This window comes from Bradyrhizobium sp. USDA 4503, from assembly GCF_054055815.1.
Window position 1 is genome coordinate 6,646,926 of sequence record NZ_JBSRXS010000001.1, and the last position, 14,131, is coordinate 6,661,056.

Sequence of the window (14,131 nt, forward strand, 5' to 3'; positions counted from 1 at the left end):
GGTTGCAATATCCCGCTTATCGGCGGCGGAACTGGCCGCCGCGCTGGGCTCCGCCCCGCGGCGGGCCGCCGGGCGCGCCGCTCGGACGTTCGTCCTTGTGCCGGAAGATCAGGCGCCCCTTTTCGAGATCGTAGGGCGACATTTCGATCGTAACGCGGTCGCCGGCCAGCGTCTTGATGCGGTTTTTCTTCATCTTGCCGGCGGTGTAGGCGACGATCTCGTGCCCGGCATCGAGTTGCACCCGGTAACGAGCGTCGGGGAGGATTTCGGTCACCAGTCCTTCGAACTGGATCAGCTCTTCCTTAGCCATATGTTTCTCCAGATCGAGCGACGGCTAGTGCTTCGGTCGGTTGTTGCGGTTGGATTGCGGATTCGGCCGGCTCTCGCGATGCAAGAAGGCGACGCCCTGAATGCCTTCGCTGTTGCCGGCCTGCGACGGACGCGGCGACTCGCCCCGGCTCGTCTGCGGCGCGCCATTATTACCACCTCGACGGCGGCGGCGGCGAGGGCCTTTTGCGCCCGGAGCGGCCTCATTCCCACGGACATTATGCGCACGGGGCGCAGAGCGGCCGCCCCGGTGCGGGTGGGTGGCCTGCGCCGGCCCGGCGGCCTCGCGGCCGCCAGAGGAGCTGCCTTGCGTGCGGCGGTCTTCCCGCGGCACGGTAATCCGGATCAGCCGCTCGATATCGCGCAGATAGCCCATCTCCTCGGCGCCGGCGATCAGCGAGATCGCGACGCCGTCGGCGCCGGCGCGCGCCGTGCGGCCGATGCGGTGGACGTAGGTCTCCGGGATATTGGGCAGGTCGAAATTCACGACGTGGCTGACGCCGTCGACGTCGATGCCGCGGGCGGCGATATCGGTCGCCACCAGCGTGCGGATCTCGCCGGAACGGAACGCCGCCAGCGTGCGCTCGCGGTGGTTCTGCGACTTGTTGCCGTGGATCGCATTGGCCTCGATGCCGGCCTTGGCAAGGCTTTTCACCACCTTGTCGGCTCCGTGCTTGGTGCGGGTGAAGACCAGGGCGCGGTTGACCGGCTCCTGCTTCAGCAACTGGGCGAGAACCGTCGGCTTGGCCGCGAAATCGACCTGGATCGCGCGCTGGGCGATGCGATCCACCGTCGAGGCCACCGGCGTCACCGCCACGCGGGCCGGGTCGCGCAGCATCGCCTCGGCGAGCTCGGCGATGTCCTTGGGCATGGTGGCCGAGAAGAACAGCGTCTGGCGCCGGATCGGCAGCTTGGCGACGATTTTCCGGATGTCGTTGATGAACCCCATGTCGAGCATGCGGTCGGCTTCATCGAGCACCAGGAACTCGACCTGGTTGAGCTTCAGCCCGTTGCTCTGCACGAGATCGAGCAGGCGGCCGGGGGTGGCGACCAGCACCTCGACGCCCTGCATCAGGGAGCGGACCTGGCGGCCCATCGGCACGCCGCCGATGGCGAGCGCCGAGGACAGCCGGATGTGGCGGCCATAGGTGTTGAAACTGTCGAGGATCTGCCCGGACAGTTCGCGGGTCGGCGAGAGCACCAGCACGCGGCAGCTCTTGGGCTGCGGGCGGACGCGGTTCTCGAGCAGCCGGTGCAGGATCGGCAGCGCGAAGGAGGCGGTCTTGCCGGTACCGGTCTGGGCGATGCCGACGACGTCGCGGCCGGCAAGGGCTAGCGGGATGGTCTGGGCCTGGATGGGGGTCGGCGTGAGATAATTTTCTTCTCGGAGCGCGCGGGCGATGGGATCGGCGAGGCCGAAATCCTGAAAGGAGGTCAAAAGGTGGTTCTTTCCATAAAAGCCGTCGTCGTCCCGGCCCATATCGGCCGGAAGCGTGTGAAGGCATTCGGGGACACCCGCGTGTCTGGGGCGTCAAGCTGGGTTAGCTGAAAGGCGAGCCAGAAGCCGCTTGGGGCAGCTTGAACACGCAGCTCGCGAAGGCACCGCGACTCTCGCGGGCATGGCGAGGATATGGACCAGGAACTGGGCGGTTTCAAGATGAGATTGCCGTCTTTGGTGCCCGGAGTTCGCTGAACCATCGCGCAAACTGTCACAAATCGATGCCGGAAATTTAGCCAAGATTGAAATTTTGCCTAAAAAATAATCTGATTGCTCTTTCGGCAGTCAAGTTGGCGGCTCAATGATTGGGCAGTCGGCTTCCGTATTTGCCCGGAACCGATGAAATTATCCAGCCGGTTCATCGGCTTACGGTGCCCGCGCACCGTGGCACAGTTCTTGCGATTCCCTTAACCGCAGGCGGCCAAGCGGCCGTTCGCAGCGTTCCACGCCTGCGTCAGGGAGACGACATTTCATGCTTACTCAGCTTTCTCACAAAATAACGACGATGACCCGCCGCCGCGCGCTCGCGGCGACGGCCGGCCTGGTTTTGGGTCTGGCTGCGTCCTCGTCCCTCGCGCCCGCGCAAGCGGCCGACGACACCATCAAGGTTGGCATCCTTCACTCGCTGTCGGGCACCATGGCCATCAGCGAAACCACGCTGAAGGACACGATCCTTTTCCTGATCGACGAGCAGAACAAGAAGGGCGGCGTGCTCGGCAAGAAGCTCGAGCCCGTCGTGGTCGACCCCGCTTCGAACTGGCCGCTGTTCGCCGAAAAGGCCCGCGAGCTGATCACCAAGGACAAGGTCGCGGTCGTGTTCGGCTGCTGGACCTCGGTGTCGCGCAAATCCGTGCTCCCGGTGTTCAAGGAGCTGAACAACATCCTGTTCTACCCGGTACAGTATGAGGGCGAGGAGTCCGAGCGCAACGTGTTCTACACCGGCGCGGCGCCGAACCAGCAGGCGATCCCGGCGGTCGACTATCTGATGAAGGAAGAGAAGGTGAAGCGCTGGGTGCTGGCCGGCACCGACTACGTCTATCCGCGCACCACCAACAAGATCCTGGAAGCCTATCTGAAGTCGAAGGGCGTCGCCCAGGACGACATCATGATCAACTACACGCCGTTCGGTCACTCCGACTGGCAGACGATCGTGGCCGACATCAAGAAGTTCGGCTCGGCCGGCAAGAAGACCGCGGTGGTCTCGACCATCAACGGCGACGCCAACGTTCCGTTCTACAAGGAGCTCGGCAACCAGGGCATCAAGGCGACCGAGATCCCGGTGGTCGCGTTCTCGGTCGGCGAGGAAGAGCTCGCCGGCATCGACACCAAGCCGCTGCTCGGCCATCTCGCCGCCTGGAACTACTTCGAGTCGATCAAGACCCCGGCGAACGAGAAGTTCATCAAGGAGTGGCAGGCCTACACCAAGAACCCGAAGCGCGTGACCAACGATCCGATGGAAGCGCACTACATCGGCTTCAACATGTGGGTGAAGGCGGTCGAGAAGGTGAAGTCGACCGATCCGGACAAGGTGATCGATGCGCTTCCCGGCATCGAGGCGCCGAACCTGACCGGCGGCGTGTCGCAGATGCTGCCGAACCATCACATCACCAAGCCGGTGTTCATCGGCGAGATCAAGGGCAACGGCCAGTTCGACGTGGTCTGGAAGACCCCGGGCCTGGTGGCCGGCGACGCCTGGTCGAAGGAGCTCGAGGGCTCCAAGGACCTGATCGGCGATTGGGTCGGCAAGAAGTGCGGCAACTTCAACACCAAGACCAACAAGTGCGGCGGCCAGGGTTCCTGACAATAGGGCTCCTGACAACAGGGCTCCTGAGCTCCTGACCTGAACAACGACACAACGCAACCATCCAAGAACCTGGAGAAGGCGGCACAGCTCGCCGCCTTCTCCTCACACTCCTGCCGGGGTACTGACGTGTTCGCCAATTGTATTGATCGTTTTCGTGCGCTGTTTCTCTCGATCCTGCTGCTGAGCTGCCTCACAGTGCCGGCGCTGGCTGGTCCGTTCGAGGATTCGGTCGCCAAATTCGCCAATGACGAGTTCTCCGACACCGAGGCGGCGATCGGCGAGGTCGCCGCGTCGGGCAATGTGCTGGCCTCGCCCATCATCAGCGCGCTGCAGGACGGCCGGCTCTCGGCCGATCCCGACAGCAAGAAGGTCTTCATCACGCGGACCGACGGCAAGATTGTCGACGCCACCACCGGTGCTGCGGTCGACAAGCTGTCCGACAACGCCGCCGCCGTCCGCCTCAACAACCGCCTGCGCCGCACCGTGGAGGCTGCGCTCGGCGGCCTGACGCTGCTGTCGCCGGATCCGGCCAAACGCCTCGCCGCCGCGCAGTCGGTGTTCAAGAGCCACGAGGAGAATTTGCTGCCGACGGTGGAGGCTGCGCTCGCCAAGGAGAACGTCAAGTCGGTCAAGCAGGCCTTCGCCGAGGCGCGCGCCGCCATCATCCTGTTCAAGTCGGACGCATCCGACAGCGACAAGCTCGACGCCGTCGCCGTGGTCAAGGCGCGCGGCGATCAGGAGGCGCTGGCGCTGCTCACCGGCCTCGGCGCCGACCAGCCGCCGCTGGTCGCCAACGCGGCCGCAAGCGCGGTGTCCTCGATCCAGAGCAATCTGGCGATGTGGTCGATGGTGCAGAATGCCTGGTACGGCCTATCACTCGGCTCGGTGCTGCTGCTCGCCGCGATTGGGCTTGCCATCACCTTCGGCGTGATGGGCGTCATCAACATGGCGCATGGCGAGATGGTGATGCTCGGGGCCTACACCACCTTCGTGGTGCAGGAGGTGATCCGCAGCCGCTATCCTGCGCTGTTCGACTATTCGCTGCTGATCGCGGTGCCGCTCGCCTTCCTGGTCGCCGGCTTGATCGGTGTCGTGATCGAGCGCACCATCATCCGCTTCCTCTACGGCCGTCCGCTGGAGACGCTGCTCGCGACCTGGGGCCTGTCGCTGGTGTTGCAGCAGGCGGTGCGCACCGCGTTCGGCCCGACCAACCGCGAGGTCGGCAACCCCTCCTGGATGAGCGGCGCCTTCGAGCTCGGCCAGATCACGATCACCTATAACCGGCTCTGGATCCTCTGCTTCACGCTCGCGGTGTTTGCCATCCTGCTGGCGATGCTGCGCTACACCGCGCTTGGCCTCGAGATGCGCGCGGTGACCCAGAACCGCCGCATGGCGGCCTCGATGGGGATCGCCACCTCGCGCGTCGACGCGCTGACCTTCGGCCTCGGCTCGGGGATCGCCGGCATTGCCGGCGTGGCGCTGTCGCAGATCGACAATGTCAGCCCGAATCTCGGCCAGAGCTACATCATCGACAGCTTCATGGTCGTGGTGTTCGGTGGCGTCGGCAATCTCTGGGGCACCCTGGTCGGCGCCTTCACGCTCGGCATCGCCAACAAGTTCCTCGAGCCTGTCGCGGGCGCGGTGCTCGGCAAGATCGCGATCCTGGTGCTGATCATCCTGTTCATCCAGAAGCGGCCGCGCGGCCTGTTCGCGCTCAAGGGTCGGGCGGTGGAAGCATGACGCCGCACATCCTCACCCGTTCGCTCGACCGCGCGGCGACCGCGTTCGTCCTGATCGTCGCCGCGATCGGCGTGCTGATCCCGCTATCGAACCTGCTGCTGCCGCAGGGCTCGATGTTCCAGGTGCCGACCTATCTGGTCGCGCTGTGGGGCAAATATGTCTGCTACGCCATCCTCGCGCTCTCGATCGATCTGATCTGGGGCTATTGCGGCATCCTCTCGCTCGGCCACGGTGCGTTCTTCGCGCTGGGCGGCTACGCGATGGGGATGTACCTGATGCGCCAGATCGGCAGCCGCGGCGTCTACGGCAACCCGATCCTGCCCGACTTCATGGTGTTCCTGAACTGGAGCAAGCTGCCCTGGTATTGGTACGGCTTCGACAAGTTCTGGTTCGCCGCACTGATGGTGCTGCTGGTGCCGGGTCTGCTCGCCTTCTGCTTCGGCTGGCTCGCCTTCCGCTCGCGCGTCACCGGCGTGTATTTGTCGATCATCACGCAGGCGATGACCTATGCGCTGCTGCTGGCGTTCTTCCGCAACGATTTCGGCTTCGGCGGCAATAACGGGCTGACCGACTTCAAGGACATCATCGGCTTCAACGTGCAGGCCGAAGGCACCCGCGCGGCGCTGTTCCTGCTGAGCTGCCTTGCGCTGATCATCGCGTTCCTGATCTGCCGCGCGATCGTGACCTCGAAGCTCGGCAAGGTCCTAATCGCAGTACGTGACGCCGAAAGCCGGACCCGTTTCCTTGGCTATCGTGTCGAATCCTACAAGCTGTTCGTGTTCACGCTGTCGGCCTGCATGGCCGGCGTCGCCGGTGCGCTGTACGTGCCGCAGGTCGGCATCATCAATCCGAGCGAGTTCGCGCCCGCCAACTCGATCGAGGCGGTGATCTGGGTCGCGGTCGGCGGCCGCGGCACGCTGATCGGCGCGGCACTCGGCGCTGTCGTCGTCAACTACGCCAAGACGTTCTTCACCTCGGGGCCGCTTGCGCCGTACTGGCTGTTCATGCTGGGCGCGCTGTTCATCCTGGTCACGTTGCTGTTGCCCAAGGGCATCGTCGGTACCTTCAACGCCTGGTGGGAGCCGCTGAAAGCGCGGCGCGGCTCACCCGACGCCGAGAGTGCCGCGCGCGAAGACGGCATCGGCGCACCGAACCCGGCGGAGTAGGCAGATGAACGTCATGGATACCCGCGCCACTTCGGCCATGCTCTACCTCGACGGTGTGCACGTCTCGTTCGACGGTTTTCACGCCATCAACAATCTGTCGCTGGCGCTCGAGCCCGGCGAGATGCGCGCCATCATCGGCCCGAACGGCGCCGGCAAGACCACGATGATGGACATCATCACGGGCAAGACCAAACCCGACGAGGGCACGGTGCTGTTCGACGGCACCGTCGACCTGACCCGGCTCGACGAGACCCGTATCGCCGAGCTCGGCATCGGTCGCAAATTCCAGAAGCCGACGGTGTTCGAGAGCCAGACCGTGCAGGACAACCTCCTGCTCGCGCTCAATGTCGATCATTCCGTGCGCGGCACGCTGTTCTGGCGCGGCAGCAAGGCTGAGTCCGAGCGCATCGACAAGGTGCTCGAGACCATCCGCCTGACCGATGCGCGCAACCGCCTCGCCGGCAGCCTGTCGCACGGCCAGAAGCAGTGGCTCGAGATCGGCATGTTGCTGGCGCAGGACCCGAAGGTGCTGCTGGTCGACGAGCCGGTCGCCGGCATGACCGATGTCGAGACCCATCTGACCGCGGAGCTCCTGAAGGAGATCAACAGGAATCACACCATCATGGTGGTCGAGCATGACATGACCTTCGTGCGCGAGCTCGGCGTCAAGGTGACCTGCCTGCATGAGGGCTCGGTGCTCGCCGAAGGTTCGATCGACCAGGTGTCGTCGAACGAGCGGGTGGTCGAAGTGTATCTGGGGCGCTAGCGCGATGCTGAAGATCGACAACATCAATCTCTATTACGGTGCGGCGCAGGCGCTGCGCGGCGTGTCGCTGACCGCCGAGCCGGGCAAGGTCACCTGTGTGCTCGGCCGCAACGGCGTCGGCAAGACTTCGCTGCTCCGCGCCATGGTCGGCCAGTATCCGATCGCTTCCGGCACGATCAATTTCGACGGCAAGGACATCACCGCGCTAAAGCCCTATGAGCGGGCGCGGCGCGGCATCGGCTTCGTGCCGCAGGGCCGCGAGATCTTTCCGCTGCTGACGGTGGAAGAGAACCTCAAGACCGGCTTCGGTCCGCTCAAGCGCGAAGACCGCAACATTCCCAACGACGTGTTCTCGCTGTTTCCGGTGTTGGAGACCATGCTGGGCCGCCGCGGCGGCGACCTTTCCGGCGGCCAGCAGCAGCAGCTTGCGATCGGCCGCGCGCTGGTGATGCGGCCAAAGCTCCTGCTGCTCGACGAGCCGACCGAGGGCATCCAGCCCTCGATCATCAAGGATATCGGCCGCGCCATCTCCTATCTGCGCAATCTCGGCAACATCGCCATCGTGCTGGTCGAACAATATCTCGACTTTGCCTGCGAACTCGGCGACAGTTTTGCCGTGATGGACCGGGGTGCGGTGAAATATGCCTGCGACCGCGCAAGCCTCGATCCCGCCGAGATCAGCCGCCAGATGGCGCTGTGAACAGGATGTGACGCCGCCTGTCGTGGCGCGCGAAGGGAGCGTCGGGGGAATGCGGACCGGGATCGCAGGCGCGGCAGCGGCGACGTTTGCGGCAAACCGCGCCCAGGGTGCGGTCCGGTTCGGCGTGCATCTGAAAGACGGCGCCACCCGCCGCGGCGACCTGCATGAGTCCGGCTCGCTGCGCGTCCGCTTCCCATCGCCGGAGGACGACGGTCTCTCGGCCATGTTCGTCAACACCGCCGGCGGCATTGCCGGCGGGGATCGCTTCGAGATCGCGGTCGCGGCCGGCGAGGGCGCGCGTTTGACGCTGACCACCGCGGCGGCTGAGAAAGTCTACCGTGCACCGGCAGCGGCGGCACGGCTCGACATCGCGCTGACCGTTGCCGCAGGCGCGCATCTCGCCTGGCTGCCGCAGGAAACCATCCTGTTCGACCGTGCCCGCATTCACCGCGGCTTCGACATCGACCTTGCCGAGGGTGCCTCGCTCCTGCTCTGCGAGATCGTGGTGTTCGGCCGCGCCGCGATGGGCGAGACCATGCGCCACGGCGAGTTCGTCGACCGCTGGCGGATGCGCCGTGGCGGCAAGCTGGTGTTCGCCGAGACCGTCAGGCTCGACGGCGAGATCGGCGAGAAGCTTGCGCGACCCGCGATCGCGGGCGGCGGCTGCGCGATCGGCACGGCGCTGATCGTGCCGGGTGACGAAGCCTTGGTCGAGCGCATCCGCGAGGCGTCGGAAAGCTTCGGCGGCGAGGTCGGCATCTCCGCCTGGAATGGCTTTGCAATGGCCCGCTTCTGTGCCCAAGATGCGGCCCGGCTGCGCGCTGACATGATGACGGTGCTCGGCCGCGCCTCCACTGTCCCGCTGCCGCGGCTTTGGCTCAACTAATCCTTTCAACGCTTTCAGAGTGCTCGCATGAATTTGTCTCCCCGCGAAAAGGACAAACTCCTGGTTTCGATGGCGGCCATGGTGGCGCGGCGCCGGCTCGAGCGCGGCGTCAAGCTGAACCATCCCGAAGCCGTCGCGTTGATCACCGACTTCATCGTCGAGGGCGCGCGCGACGGCCGCACCGTCGCCGAGCTGATGCAGGCCGGCGCCAAGCTCCTGACCCGCGCGCAGGTGATGGATGGCATCCCGGAGATGATCCACGACATCCAGGTCGAGGCGACATTCCCCGACGGCACCAAGCTCGTCACCGTGCACGAGCCGATCCGATAGCGTCATTGTCATTCCGGGGCGGCTGAAGGCCGAACCCGGAATCCAGAGGTTGTTTCAGGAGATTCTGGGTTCGATGCTGCGCATCGCCCCGGAATGACAGGAGAGACGAATGATCCCCGGCGAACTCTTCATCAAGGACGGCGAGATCGAGCTCAATGCCGGCCGCAAGACCGTGACGCTCTCGGTCGCCAACACCGGCGATCGTCCGATCCAGGTCGGCTCGCATTACCACTTCTTCGAGACCAACCCGGCGCTGAAATTCGACCGCAAGAAAGCCCGCGGCATGCGCCTCGACATCGCCGCCGGCACCGCCGTCCGCTTCGAACCCGGCCAGACCCGCGACGTCCAGCTCGTCGCACTTGCCGGCAAGCGCGTGATCTACGGCTTTCGCGCCGAGGTGAAGGGGAAGCTGTAGCGCCATGCTTCCCGCTGTCCGCATGGTCTCCGAAGCTGCCGAGCTTGCCGCGCACCGTCATAACGGGATGGCGCGCAAGGGGCGGGGGAGCGAGCCTTACATCAACCATCTCGCCGAGGTCGCGAACCTGCTCGCGCAGGTGACCGATGGCGCCGATGCCGAACTGGTGGCTGCCGGCTGGCTTCACGACACCATCGAGGACACCGAGACCACGCGCGAGGAGCTCGCGCAGAAGTTCACCGCGCGCGTTGCCTCGCTGGTGGTCGAGTGCACCGATGACATGAGCCTGCCAAAGCCTGCCCGCCGGCAAAAGCAGATCGAGGATGCTCCGCACAAATCTCCCGGTGCAAAGCTGATCAAGATCGCCGACAAGATCAGCAATATCGGCGCGCGGATCGTGCCGCATCCGAGCAAGGACGAGCGCGATGATCTCGCCGACTATGCGGCCTGGGCCGACAAGGTCGTTGCCGGTTGCCGGGGCATCAATCCGCGGCTCGACCGCATTTTCGACGACACGATTGCGCGTGCCAAGGCCGCGCTGACTGAAACTGGGGGCTGACATGTCCGTGAAGATCAAGCGTTCCGTCTATGCCGACATGTTCGGCCCGACCACCGGCGACAGGGTTCGGCTTGCCGACACCGATCTGATCATCGAGGTCGAGAAGGATCTCACCACCTATGGCGAGGAGGTGAAGTTCGGCGGCGGCAAGGTGATCCGCGATGGCATGGGGCAGTCGCAGGTGACCAACGCGCAAGGCGCGGCGGATACCGTCATCACCAACGCGCTGATCGTCGATCACTGGGGCATCGTGAAGGCCGACGTCGCGATCAAGGAGGGCATGATCGCGGCGATCGGCAAGGCCGGCAATCCGGACATCCAGCCCAATGTGACCATCATCATCGGCCCCGGCACCGACGTGATCGCCGGCGAAGGCAAGATCCTCACCGCCGGCGGTTTCGACAGCCACATCCATTTCATCTGCCCGCAGCAGATCGAGCACGCGCTGATGTCTGGCGTCACCTCGATGCTCGGCGGCGGCACCGGTCCGTCGCACGGCACCTTCGCCACCACCTGCACGCCTGGCCCTTGGCACATGGGGCGGATGATCCAGTCGTTCGACGCCTTCCCGGTCAACCTCGGCATCTCCGGCAAGGGCAACGCCTCGCGTCCGGCGGCGCTGGTCGAGATGATCAAGGGCGGCGCCTGCGCGCTGAAGCTGCACGAGGACTGGGGTACCACGCCGTCGGCGATCGACACCTGTCTCTCGGTTGCCGACGACTACGACGTCCAGGTGATGCTGCATTCGGACACGCTGAACGAATCCGGCTTCGTCGAGGATACGGTGAAGGCGTTCAAGGGCCGCACCATCCATGCCTTCCACACCGAGGGCGCCGGCGGCGGCCATGCGCCGGATATCATCAAGATTGCCGGGCTGAAGAACGTGCTGCCGTCCTCGACCAATCCGACCCGGCCGTTCACCCGCAACACCATCGACGAGCATCTCGACATGCTGATGGTGTGCCATCACCTCGATCCGTCGATCGCCGAAGACCTCGCCTTCGCCGAGAGCCGGATCCGCAAGGAGACCATCGCCGCCGAGGACATCCTGCACGATCTCGGCGCGCTCTCGATGATGTCGTCGGACTCGCAGGCGATGGGCCGGCTCGGCGAGGTCATCATTCGCACCTGGCAGACCGCCGACAAGATGAAGAAGCAACGTGGGTCGCTGCCGCAGGACAAGGGCAACGACAACGACAATTTCCGCGTCAAGCGCTACATCGCCAAATACACCATCAACCCCGCGATCGCGCACGGCGTGTCGAAGCTGATCGGTTCGGTCGAGAAGGGCAAGCTCGCCGACCTCGTGCTGTGGTCGCCGGCGTTCTTCGGCGTCAAGCCGGACTGCATCATCAAGAGCGGCTCGATCGTGGCGGCGCCGATGGGCGATCCCAACGCCTCGATCCCGACGCCGCAGCCGGTGCATTACCAGCCGATGTTCGCCGCCTTCGGCAAATCGCTCACCGCATCCTCGGTGGTGTTCACCTCGAAGGCCGCGGCGAGCGGCGGTCTCGCCCGCAAGCTCGGCACAGCCAAGAAGCTCTATGCGGTGCAGAACACCCGCGGCAAGATCTCCAAGAAGAGCATGATCCACAACGACGCGACGCCCGAGATCGAGGTCGATCCCGAGACCTATGAGGTACGCGCAGACGGCGAGCTGCTGACCTGCGCGCCGGCCGAGGTGCTGCCCATGGCACAGCGCTATTTTATGTTCTAAAACCCGTCCCGGTAACCAGAGCGTTTTCGAGCGAAGTGGATTTCCGGTTCGCGGAAAGAAAACGCGTCAAAACAAGACTCAAGCCAAAACAGAAAACCGGGAGGAACTTCCGTGATTTACGTCGTTGCTACGCTGACCATCAAGCCCGAGACCCGCGCCGAATTCATTGCTGCGGCGACGGCCTGCATCAAAGAAACCCGCAAGGAGCCCGGCAACATCGCTTACGATCTGCATGAGAGCGTCACCGACCACAGCAAGATGGTGTTCGTCGAGCAGTGGGAGAACGCGGAGGCGCTGGTGCCGCATCGCACCGCCGAGCACATGAAGACGTTCGGCCGGGTCGCGGTGAAATGCATGGCCGCGCCGCCGAAGATCGAGGTGATCACGCCCGAGAAGGTCGACGTCCGCTAACGAGAAAAAGAAGGGAGATAATCCATGATCTATGTCATCGCCACCACGCCGATGAAGCCGGAGAACAAGGACGACTTCATCAAGGGGCACAAGGCCTGCACGGTCGAGACCCGCAAGGAGAAGGGTTGCATCTCCTATGACGGCAATGTCAGCGTCAACGATCCCAACCTCTATGTGGTGGTCGAGCGCTGGGAGAGCCGCGAGGATCTCAACGGCCATGCCAGGGCGCCGCACATGAAGGTATGGCGCGAATATTCCGCTAACATGAAGACCGGGCCGACGGTGATCGAGATCATCAGCGACGCCAAGGTCGAGAAGCTCTGAGGCATCGATGATCCGCGCCACCAAAGTCCTGGGACAGCACCGCTGGAAGGAACCGCCAGCCGATACCGTCGTGCTAGATTTCGACGACCGGCACCGGCGGCGGATGGTGATGTCAGGGACGCGCGGGCTCGAATTCCTGCTTGATCTCGAAAACGCCGTCGCGCTGCGCGGCGGCGATGCGCTGGTGCTGGAGGACGGCCGCCTCGTCGAGGTGGTCGCAGCTCCCGAGCCGCTGGCGGAAATCCGGGGCAGCGATCCGCATCATCTGATCCGGGTCGCCTGGCATCTCGGCAACCGTCATCTGCCGACGCAGATCATGCCGAAGGGATTGCGCATCCGCAGGGATCACGTGATCGAGGCGATGGTGAAGGGGTTAGGGGCCCGTGTGATCGAGATTGAGGCGCCGTTCGATCCCGAGGGCGGCGCCTATACCGAGCATGCGCATGCCGACGAGCACGCGCATGGTCACACCGGGCACGATCATGCCCACAGCCATGCCCATGATCACGGCCACCACCATGGCCATGATCATGGGCCTGCCCATGACCACGACCATCATCATGATGAGCATTGCGAGCATGCTCATCATCACCACGATCACTCCCATGCTCATGACCACAAATGAGCCTGATCCCGCCGCGCTGCGCGGCGGGATGGCGGAGGACGAGGCGGCCGCGCTGTACCGGCTGATGACATGGCTGTCGCCGTCCTTTCCGGTGGGGGCGTTCGCCTATTCCAGCGGCATCGAATGGGCGGTCGAGGCCGGCGACATCACGGATGCCGCGTCGCTGCGCGGCTGGCTCGCCGCGATGCTTTCCGACGGCAGCGGATTTTGCGACGCTGTGTTTCTCGCGCAGAGTTTTCGTGCGGCGTTGCAGCCCAATCATGCCGGGCTGGAGCAGGTCGCCGAGCTTGCCGCGGCCTTCGTGCCGTCGCGCGAGCGGCAGCTCGAGACCACGACGCAGGGGCGCGCCTTCATCGAGATCGCCCGTGCCGCGTGGAATTCGCCCGGCCTCGACGCGATGATTGCGGCTTGCAACGGCCCTGTCGTCTACCCCGTCGCGGTCGGCATCGTCAGCGCTGCACACGGCATTCGGCTTGCGCCGGCGCTGCACGCCTTCCTGCATGCAGTGACCTCGAACTGGATTTCCGCGGGCAGCCGGCTGATCCCGCTCGGGCAGACCGACAGTCAGCGCGTGTTGGCCGGTCTCGAGCTGGTCGTTGCTGCGACCGCGGCGCGGGCCAATGCGGCCTCGCTCGACGATCTCGGCGGCGCGACCTTTCGCGCCGATCTCGCAAGCCTGCGTCACGAGACGCAATACACGAGGCTGTTCCGGTCATGATGCATCTTCCGCTGTCGTCCCTGCGAAAGCAGGGACCCATAACCACAGGGGGTGGTTGTTGCGGATGGTGTCGGCCACTGGACCCGGTTGAGGGATCACGCGGTATGGGTCCCGGCTTTCGCCGGGACGACAATAGAGGGACTTG

16 protein-coding genes are annotated in these 14,131 nt (G+C 64.7%); 14 read left to right on the top strand and 2 right to left on the bottom strand.

Annotation, left to right across the window (positions count from 1 at the left end; all coding sequences use genetic code 11):
* Nucleotides 1–16 precede the first annotated feature (16 nt).
* A complete protein-coding gene (gene infA, locus ACVMIH_RS31590; RefSeq protein WP_016842649.1) occupies nucleotides 17–310 on the bottom strand; it encodes a translation initiation factor IF-1 in 294 nt (97 codons plus the stop codon).
* Nucleotides 311–334: 24 nt separating this feature from the next.
* Nucleotides 335–1,807: a DEAD/DEAH box helicase gene (locus ACVMIH_RS31595; protein ID WP_456864534.1), complete on the bottom strand. Its 1,473-nt coding sequence runs from the start codon at nucleotides 1,805–1,807 to the stop codon at nucleotides 335–337.
* A gap of 523 nt (nucleotides 1,808–2,330) precedes the next feature.
* Between ACVMIH_RS31595 and urtA the strand changes: the two genes are divergently transcribed.
* The 14 genes from urtA to ACVMIH_RS31665 all read left to right on the top strand — a co-directional run bounded on the left by urtA (nucleotide 2,331) and on the right by ACVMIH_RS31665 (nucleotide 13,986).
* Nucleotides 2,331–3,626, top strand: coding sequence for an urea ABC transporter substrate-binding protein (gene urtA / locus ACVMIH_RS31600; RefSeq protein WP_371852088.1), 1,296 nt, complete (start codon nucleotides 2,331–2,333; stop codon nucleotides 3,624–3,626).
* 144 nt (nucleotides 3,627–3,770) lie between these two features.
* Entirely contained in the window at nucleotides 3,771–5,369 is a 1,599-nt protein-coding gene (gene urtB / locus ACVMIH_RS31605) for an urea ABC transporter permease subunit UrtB (protein WP_456866590.1), read from the top strand.
* Nucleotides 5,366–6,535: an urea ABC transporter permease subunit UrtC gene (gene urtC, locus ACVMIH_RS31610; protein ID WP_076824891.1), complete on the top strand. Its 1,170-nt coding sequence runs from the start codon at nucleotides 5,366–5,368 to the stop codon at nucleotides 6,533–6,535. The genes urtB and urtC overlap by 4 nt, the downstream gene beginning before the upstream one ends.
* A 4-nt stretch (nucleotides 6,536–6,539) precedes the next feature.
* Complete coding sequence (gene urtD / locus ACVMIH_RS31615) at nucleotides 6,540–7,301, top strand: urea ABC transporter ATP-binding protein UrtD (protein ID WP_016842654.1); 762 nt, start codon at nucleotides 6,540–6,542, stop codon at nucleotides 7,299–7,301.
* Nucleotides 7,302–7,305: 4 nt separating this feature from the next.
* Complete coding sequence (gene urtE, locus ACVMIH_RS31620) at nucleotides 7,306–8,001, top strand: urea ABC transporter ATP-binding subunit UrtE (protein ID WP_057016124.1); 696 nt, start codon at nucleotides 7,306–7,308, stop codon at nucleotides 7,999–8,001.
* A gap of 49 nt (nucleotides 8,002–8,050) precedes the next feature.
* Entirely contained in the window at nucleotides 8,051–8,887 is an 837-nt protein-coding gene (locus tag ACVMIH_RS31625) for an urease accessory protein UreD (RefSeq protein ID WP_168858006.1), read from the top strand.
* Between the two features lie 27 nt (nucleotides 8,888–8,914).
* Nucleotides 8,915–9,217: an urease subunit gamma gene (locus tag ACVMIH_RS31630; protein ID WP_456864536.1), complete on the top strand. Its 303-nt coding sequence runs from the start codon at nucleotides 8,915–8,917 to the stop codon at nucleotides 9,215–9,217.
* A gap of 109 nt (nucleotides 9,218–9,326) precedes the next feature.
* On the top strand, nucleotides 9,327–9,632 hold the full coding sequence (locus tag ACVMIH_RS31635) for an urease subunit beta (RefSeq protein ID WP_028334688.1): 306 nt from the start codon (nucleotides 9,327–9,329) through the stop codon (nucleotides 9,630–9,632).
* Nucleotides 9,633–9,636: 4 nt separating this feature from the next.
* The gene (locus ACVMIH_RS31640; RefSeq protein WP_092086600.1) at nucleotides 9,637–10,191 is read left to right on the top strand and encodes an HD domain-containing protein; all 555 of its coding nucleotides are present in this window, start codon (nucleotides 9,637–9,639) and stop codon (nucleotides 10,189–10,191) included.
* A 1-nt stretch (nucleotide 10,192) separates the two neighbouring features.
* A complete protein-coding gene (ureC, locus tag ACVMIH_RS31645; RefSeq protein WP_456864538.1) occupies nucleotides 10,193–11,908 on the top strand; it encodes an urease subunit alpha in 1,716 nt (571 codons plus the stop codon).
* A gap of 111 nt (nucleotides 11,909–12,019) precedes the next feature.
* Nucleotides 12,020–12,319 carry a putative quinol monooxygenase gene (locus ACVMIH_RS31650; protein ID WP_024581875.1) on the top strand — a complete coding sequence of 100 codons (300 nt, stop codon included), beginning with the start codon at nucleotides 12,020–12,022 and terminating at the stop codon, nucleotides 12,317–12,319.
* Nucleotides 12,320–12,343: 24 nt separating this feature from the next.
* On the top strand, nucleotides 12,344–12,643 hold the full coding sequence (locus ACVMIH_RS31655; protein ID WP_028342270.1) for a putative quinol monooxygenase: 300 nt from the start codon (nucleotides 12,344–12,346) through the stop codon (nucleotides 12,641–12,643).
* Nucleotides 12,644–12,650: 7 nt separating this feature from the next.
* Complete coding sequence (locus ACVMIH_RS31660) at nucleotides 12,651–13,268, top strand: urease accessory protein UreE (protein WP_456853527.1); 618 nt, start codon at nucleotides 12,651–12,653, stop codon at nucleotides 13,266–13,268.
* On the top strand, nucleotides 13,249–13,986 hold the full coding sequence (locus ACVMIH_RS31665) for an urease accessory protein UreF (RefSeq protein ID WP_057016129.1): 738 nt from the start codon (nucleotides 13,249–13,251) through the stop codon (nucleotides 13,984–13,986). The genes ACVMIH_RS31660 and ACVMIH_RS31665 overlap by 20 nt, the downstream gene beginning before the upstream one ends.
* Nucleotides 13,987–14,131 lie beyond the last annotated feature (145 nt).

Excerpts from the sequence above, each read along its gene's own strand:
- ACVMIH_RS31635 (WP_028334688.1), top strand. The coding sequence starts at position 9,327 with ATGATCCCCGGCGAACTCTTCATCAAGGACGGCGAGATCGAGCTCAAT.
- urtA (WP_371852088.1), top strand. The coding sequence starts at position 2,331 with ATGACCCGCCGCCGCGCGCTCGCGGCGACGGCCGGCCTGGTTTTGGGT.
- urtE (WP_057016124.1), top strand. The coding sequence starts at position 7,306 with ATGCTGAAGATCGACAACATCAATCTCTATTACGGTGCGGCGCAGGCG.
- ACVMIH_RS31595 (WP_456864534.1), bottom strand. The coding sequence starts at position 1,807 with ATGGGCCGGGACGACGACGGCTTTTATGGAAAGAACCACCTTTTGACC.
- ACVMIH_RS31660 (WP_456853527.1), top strand. The coding sequence starts at position 12,651 with ATGATCCGCGCCACCAAAGTCCTGGGACAGCACCGCTGGAAGGAACCG.
- urtD (WP_016842654.1), top strand. The coding sequence starts at position 6,540 with ATGAACGTCATGGATACCCGCGCCACTTCGGCCATGCTCTACCTCGAC.
- ACVMIH_RS31625 (WP_168858006.1), top strand. The coding sequence starts at position 8,051 with ATGCGGACCGGGATCGCAGGCGCGGCAGCGGCGACGTTTGCGGCAAAC.
- ACVMIH_RS31665 (WP_057016129.1), top strand. The coding sequence starts at position 13,249 with ATGCTCATGACCACAAATGAGCCTGATCCCGCCGCGCTGCGCGGCGGG.
- ureC (WP_456864538.1), top strand. The coding sequence starts at position 10,193 with ATGTCCGTGAAGATCAAGCGTTCCGTCTATGCCGACATGTTCGGCCCG.
- ACVMIH_RS31630 (WP_456864536.1), top strand. The coding sequence starts at position 8,915 with ATGAATTTGTCTCCCCGCGAAAAGGACAAACTCCTGGTTTCGATGGCG.
- urtC (WP_076824891.1), top strand. The coding sequence starts at position 5,366 with ATGACGCCGCACATCCTCACCCGTTCGCTCGACCGCGCGGCGACCGCG.
- ACVMIH_RS31655 (WP_028342270.1), top strand. The coding sequence starts at position 12,344 with ATGATCTATGTCATCGCCACCACGCCGATGAAGCCGGAGAACAAGGAC.
- ACVMIH_RS31640 (WP_092086600.1), top strand. The coding sequence starts at position 9,637 with ATGCTTCCCGCTGTCCGCATGGTCTCCGAAGCTGCCGAGCTTGCCGCG.
- infA (WP_016842649.1), bottom strand. The coding sequence starts at position 310 with ATGGCTAAGGAAGAGCTGATCCAGTTCGAAGGACTGGTGACCGAAATC.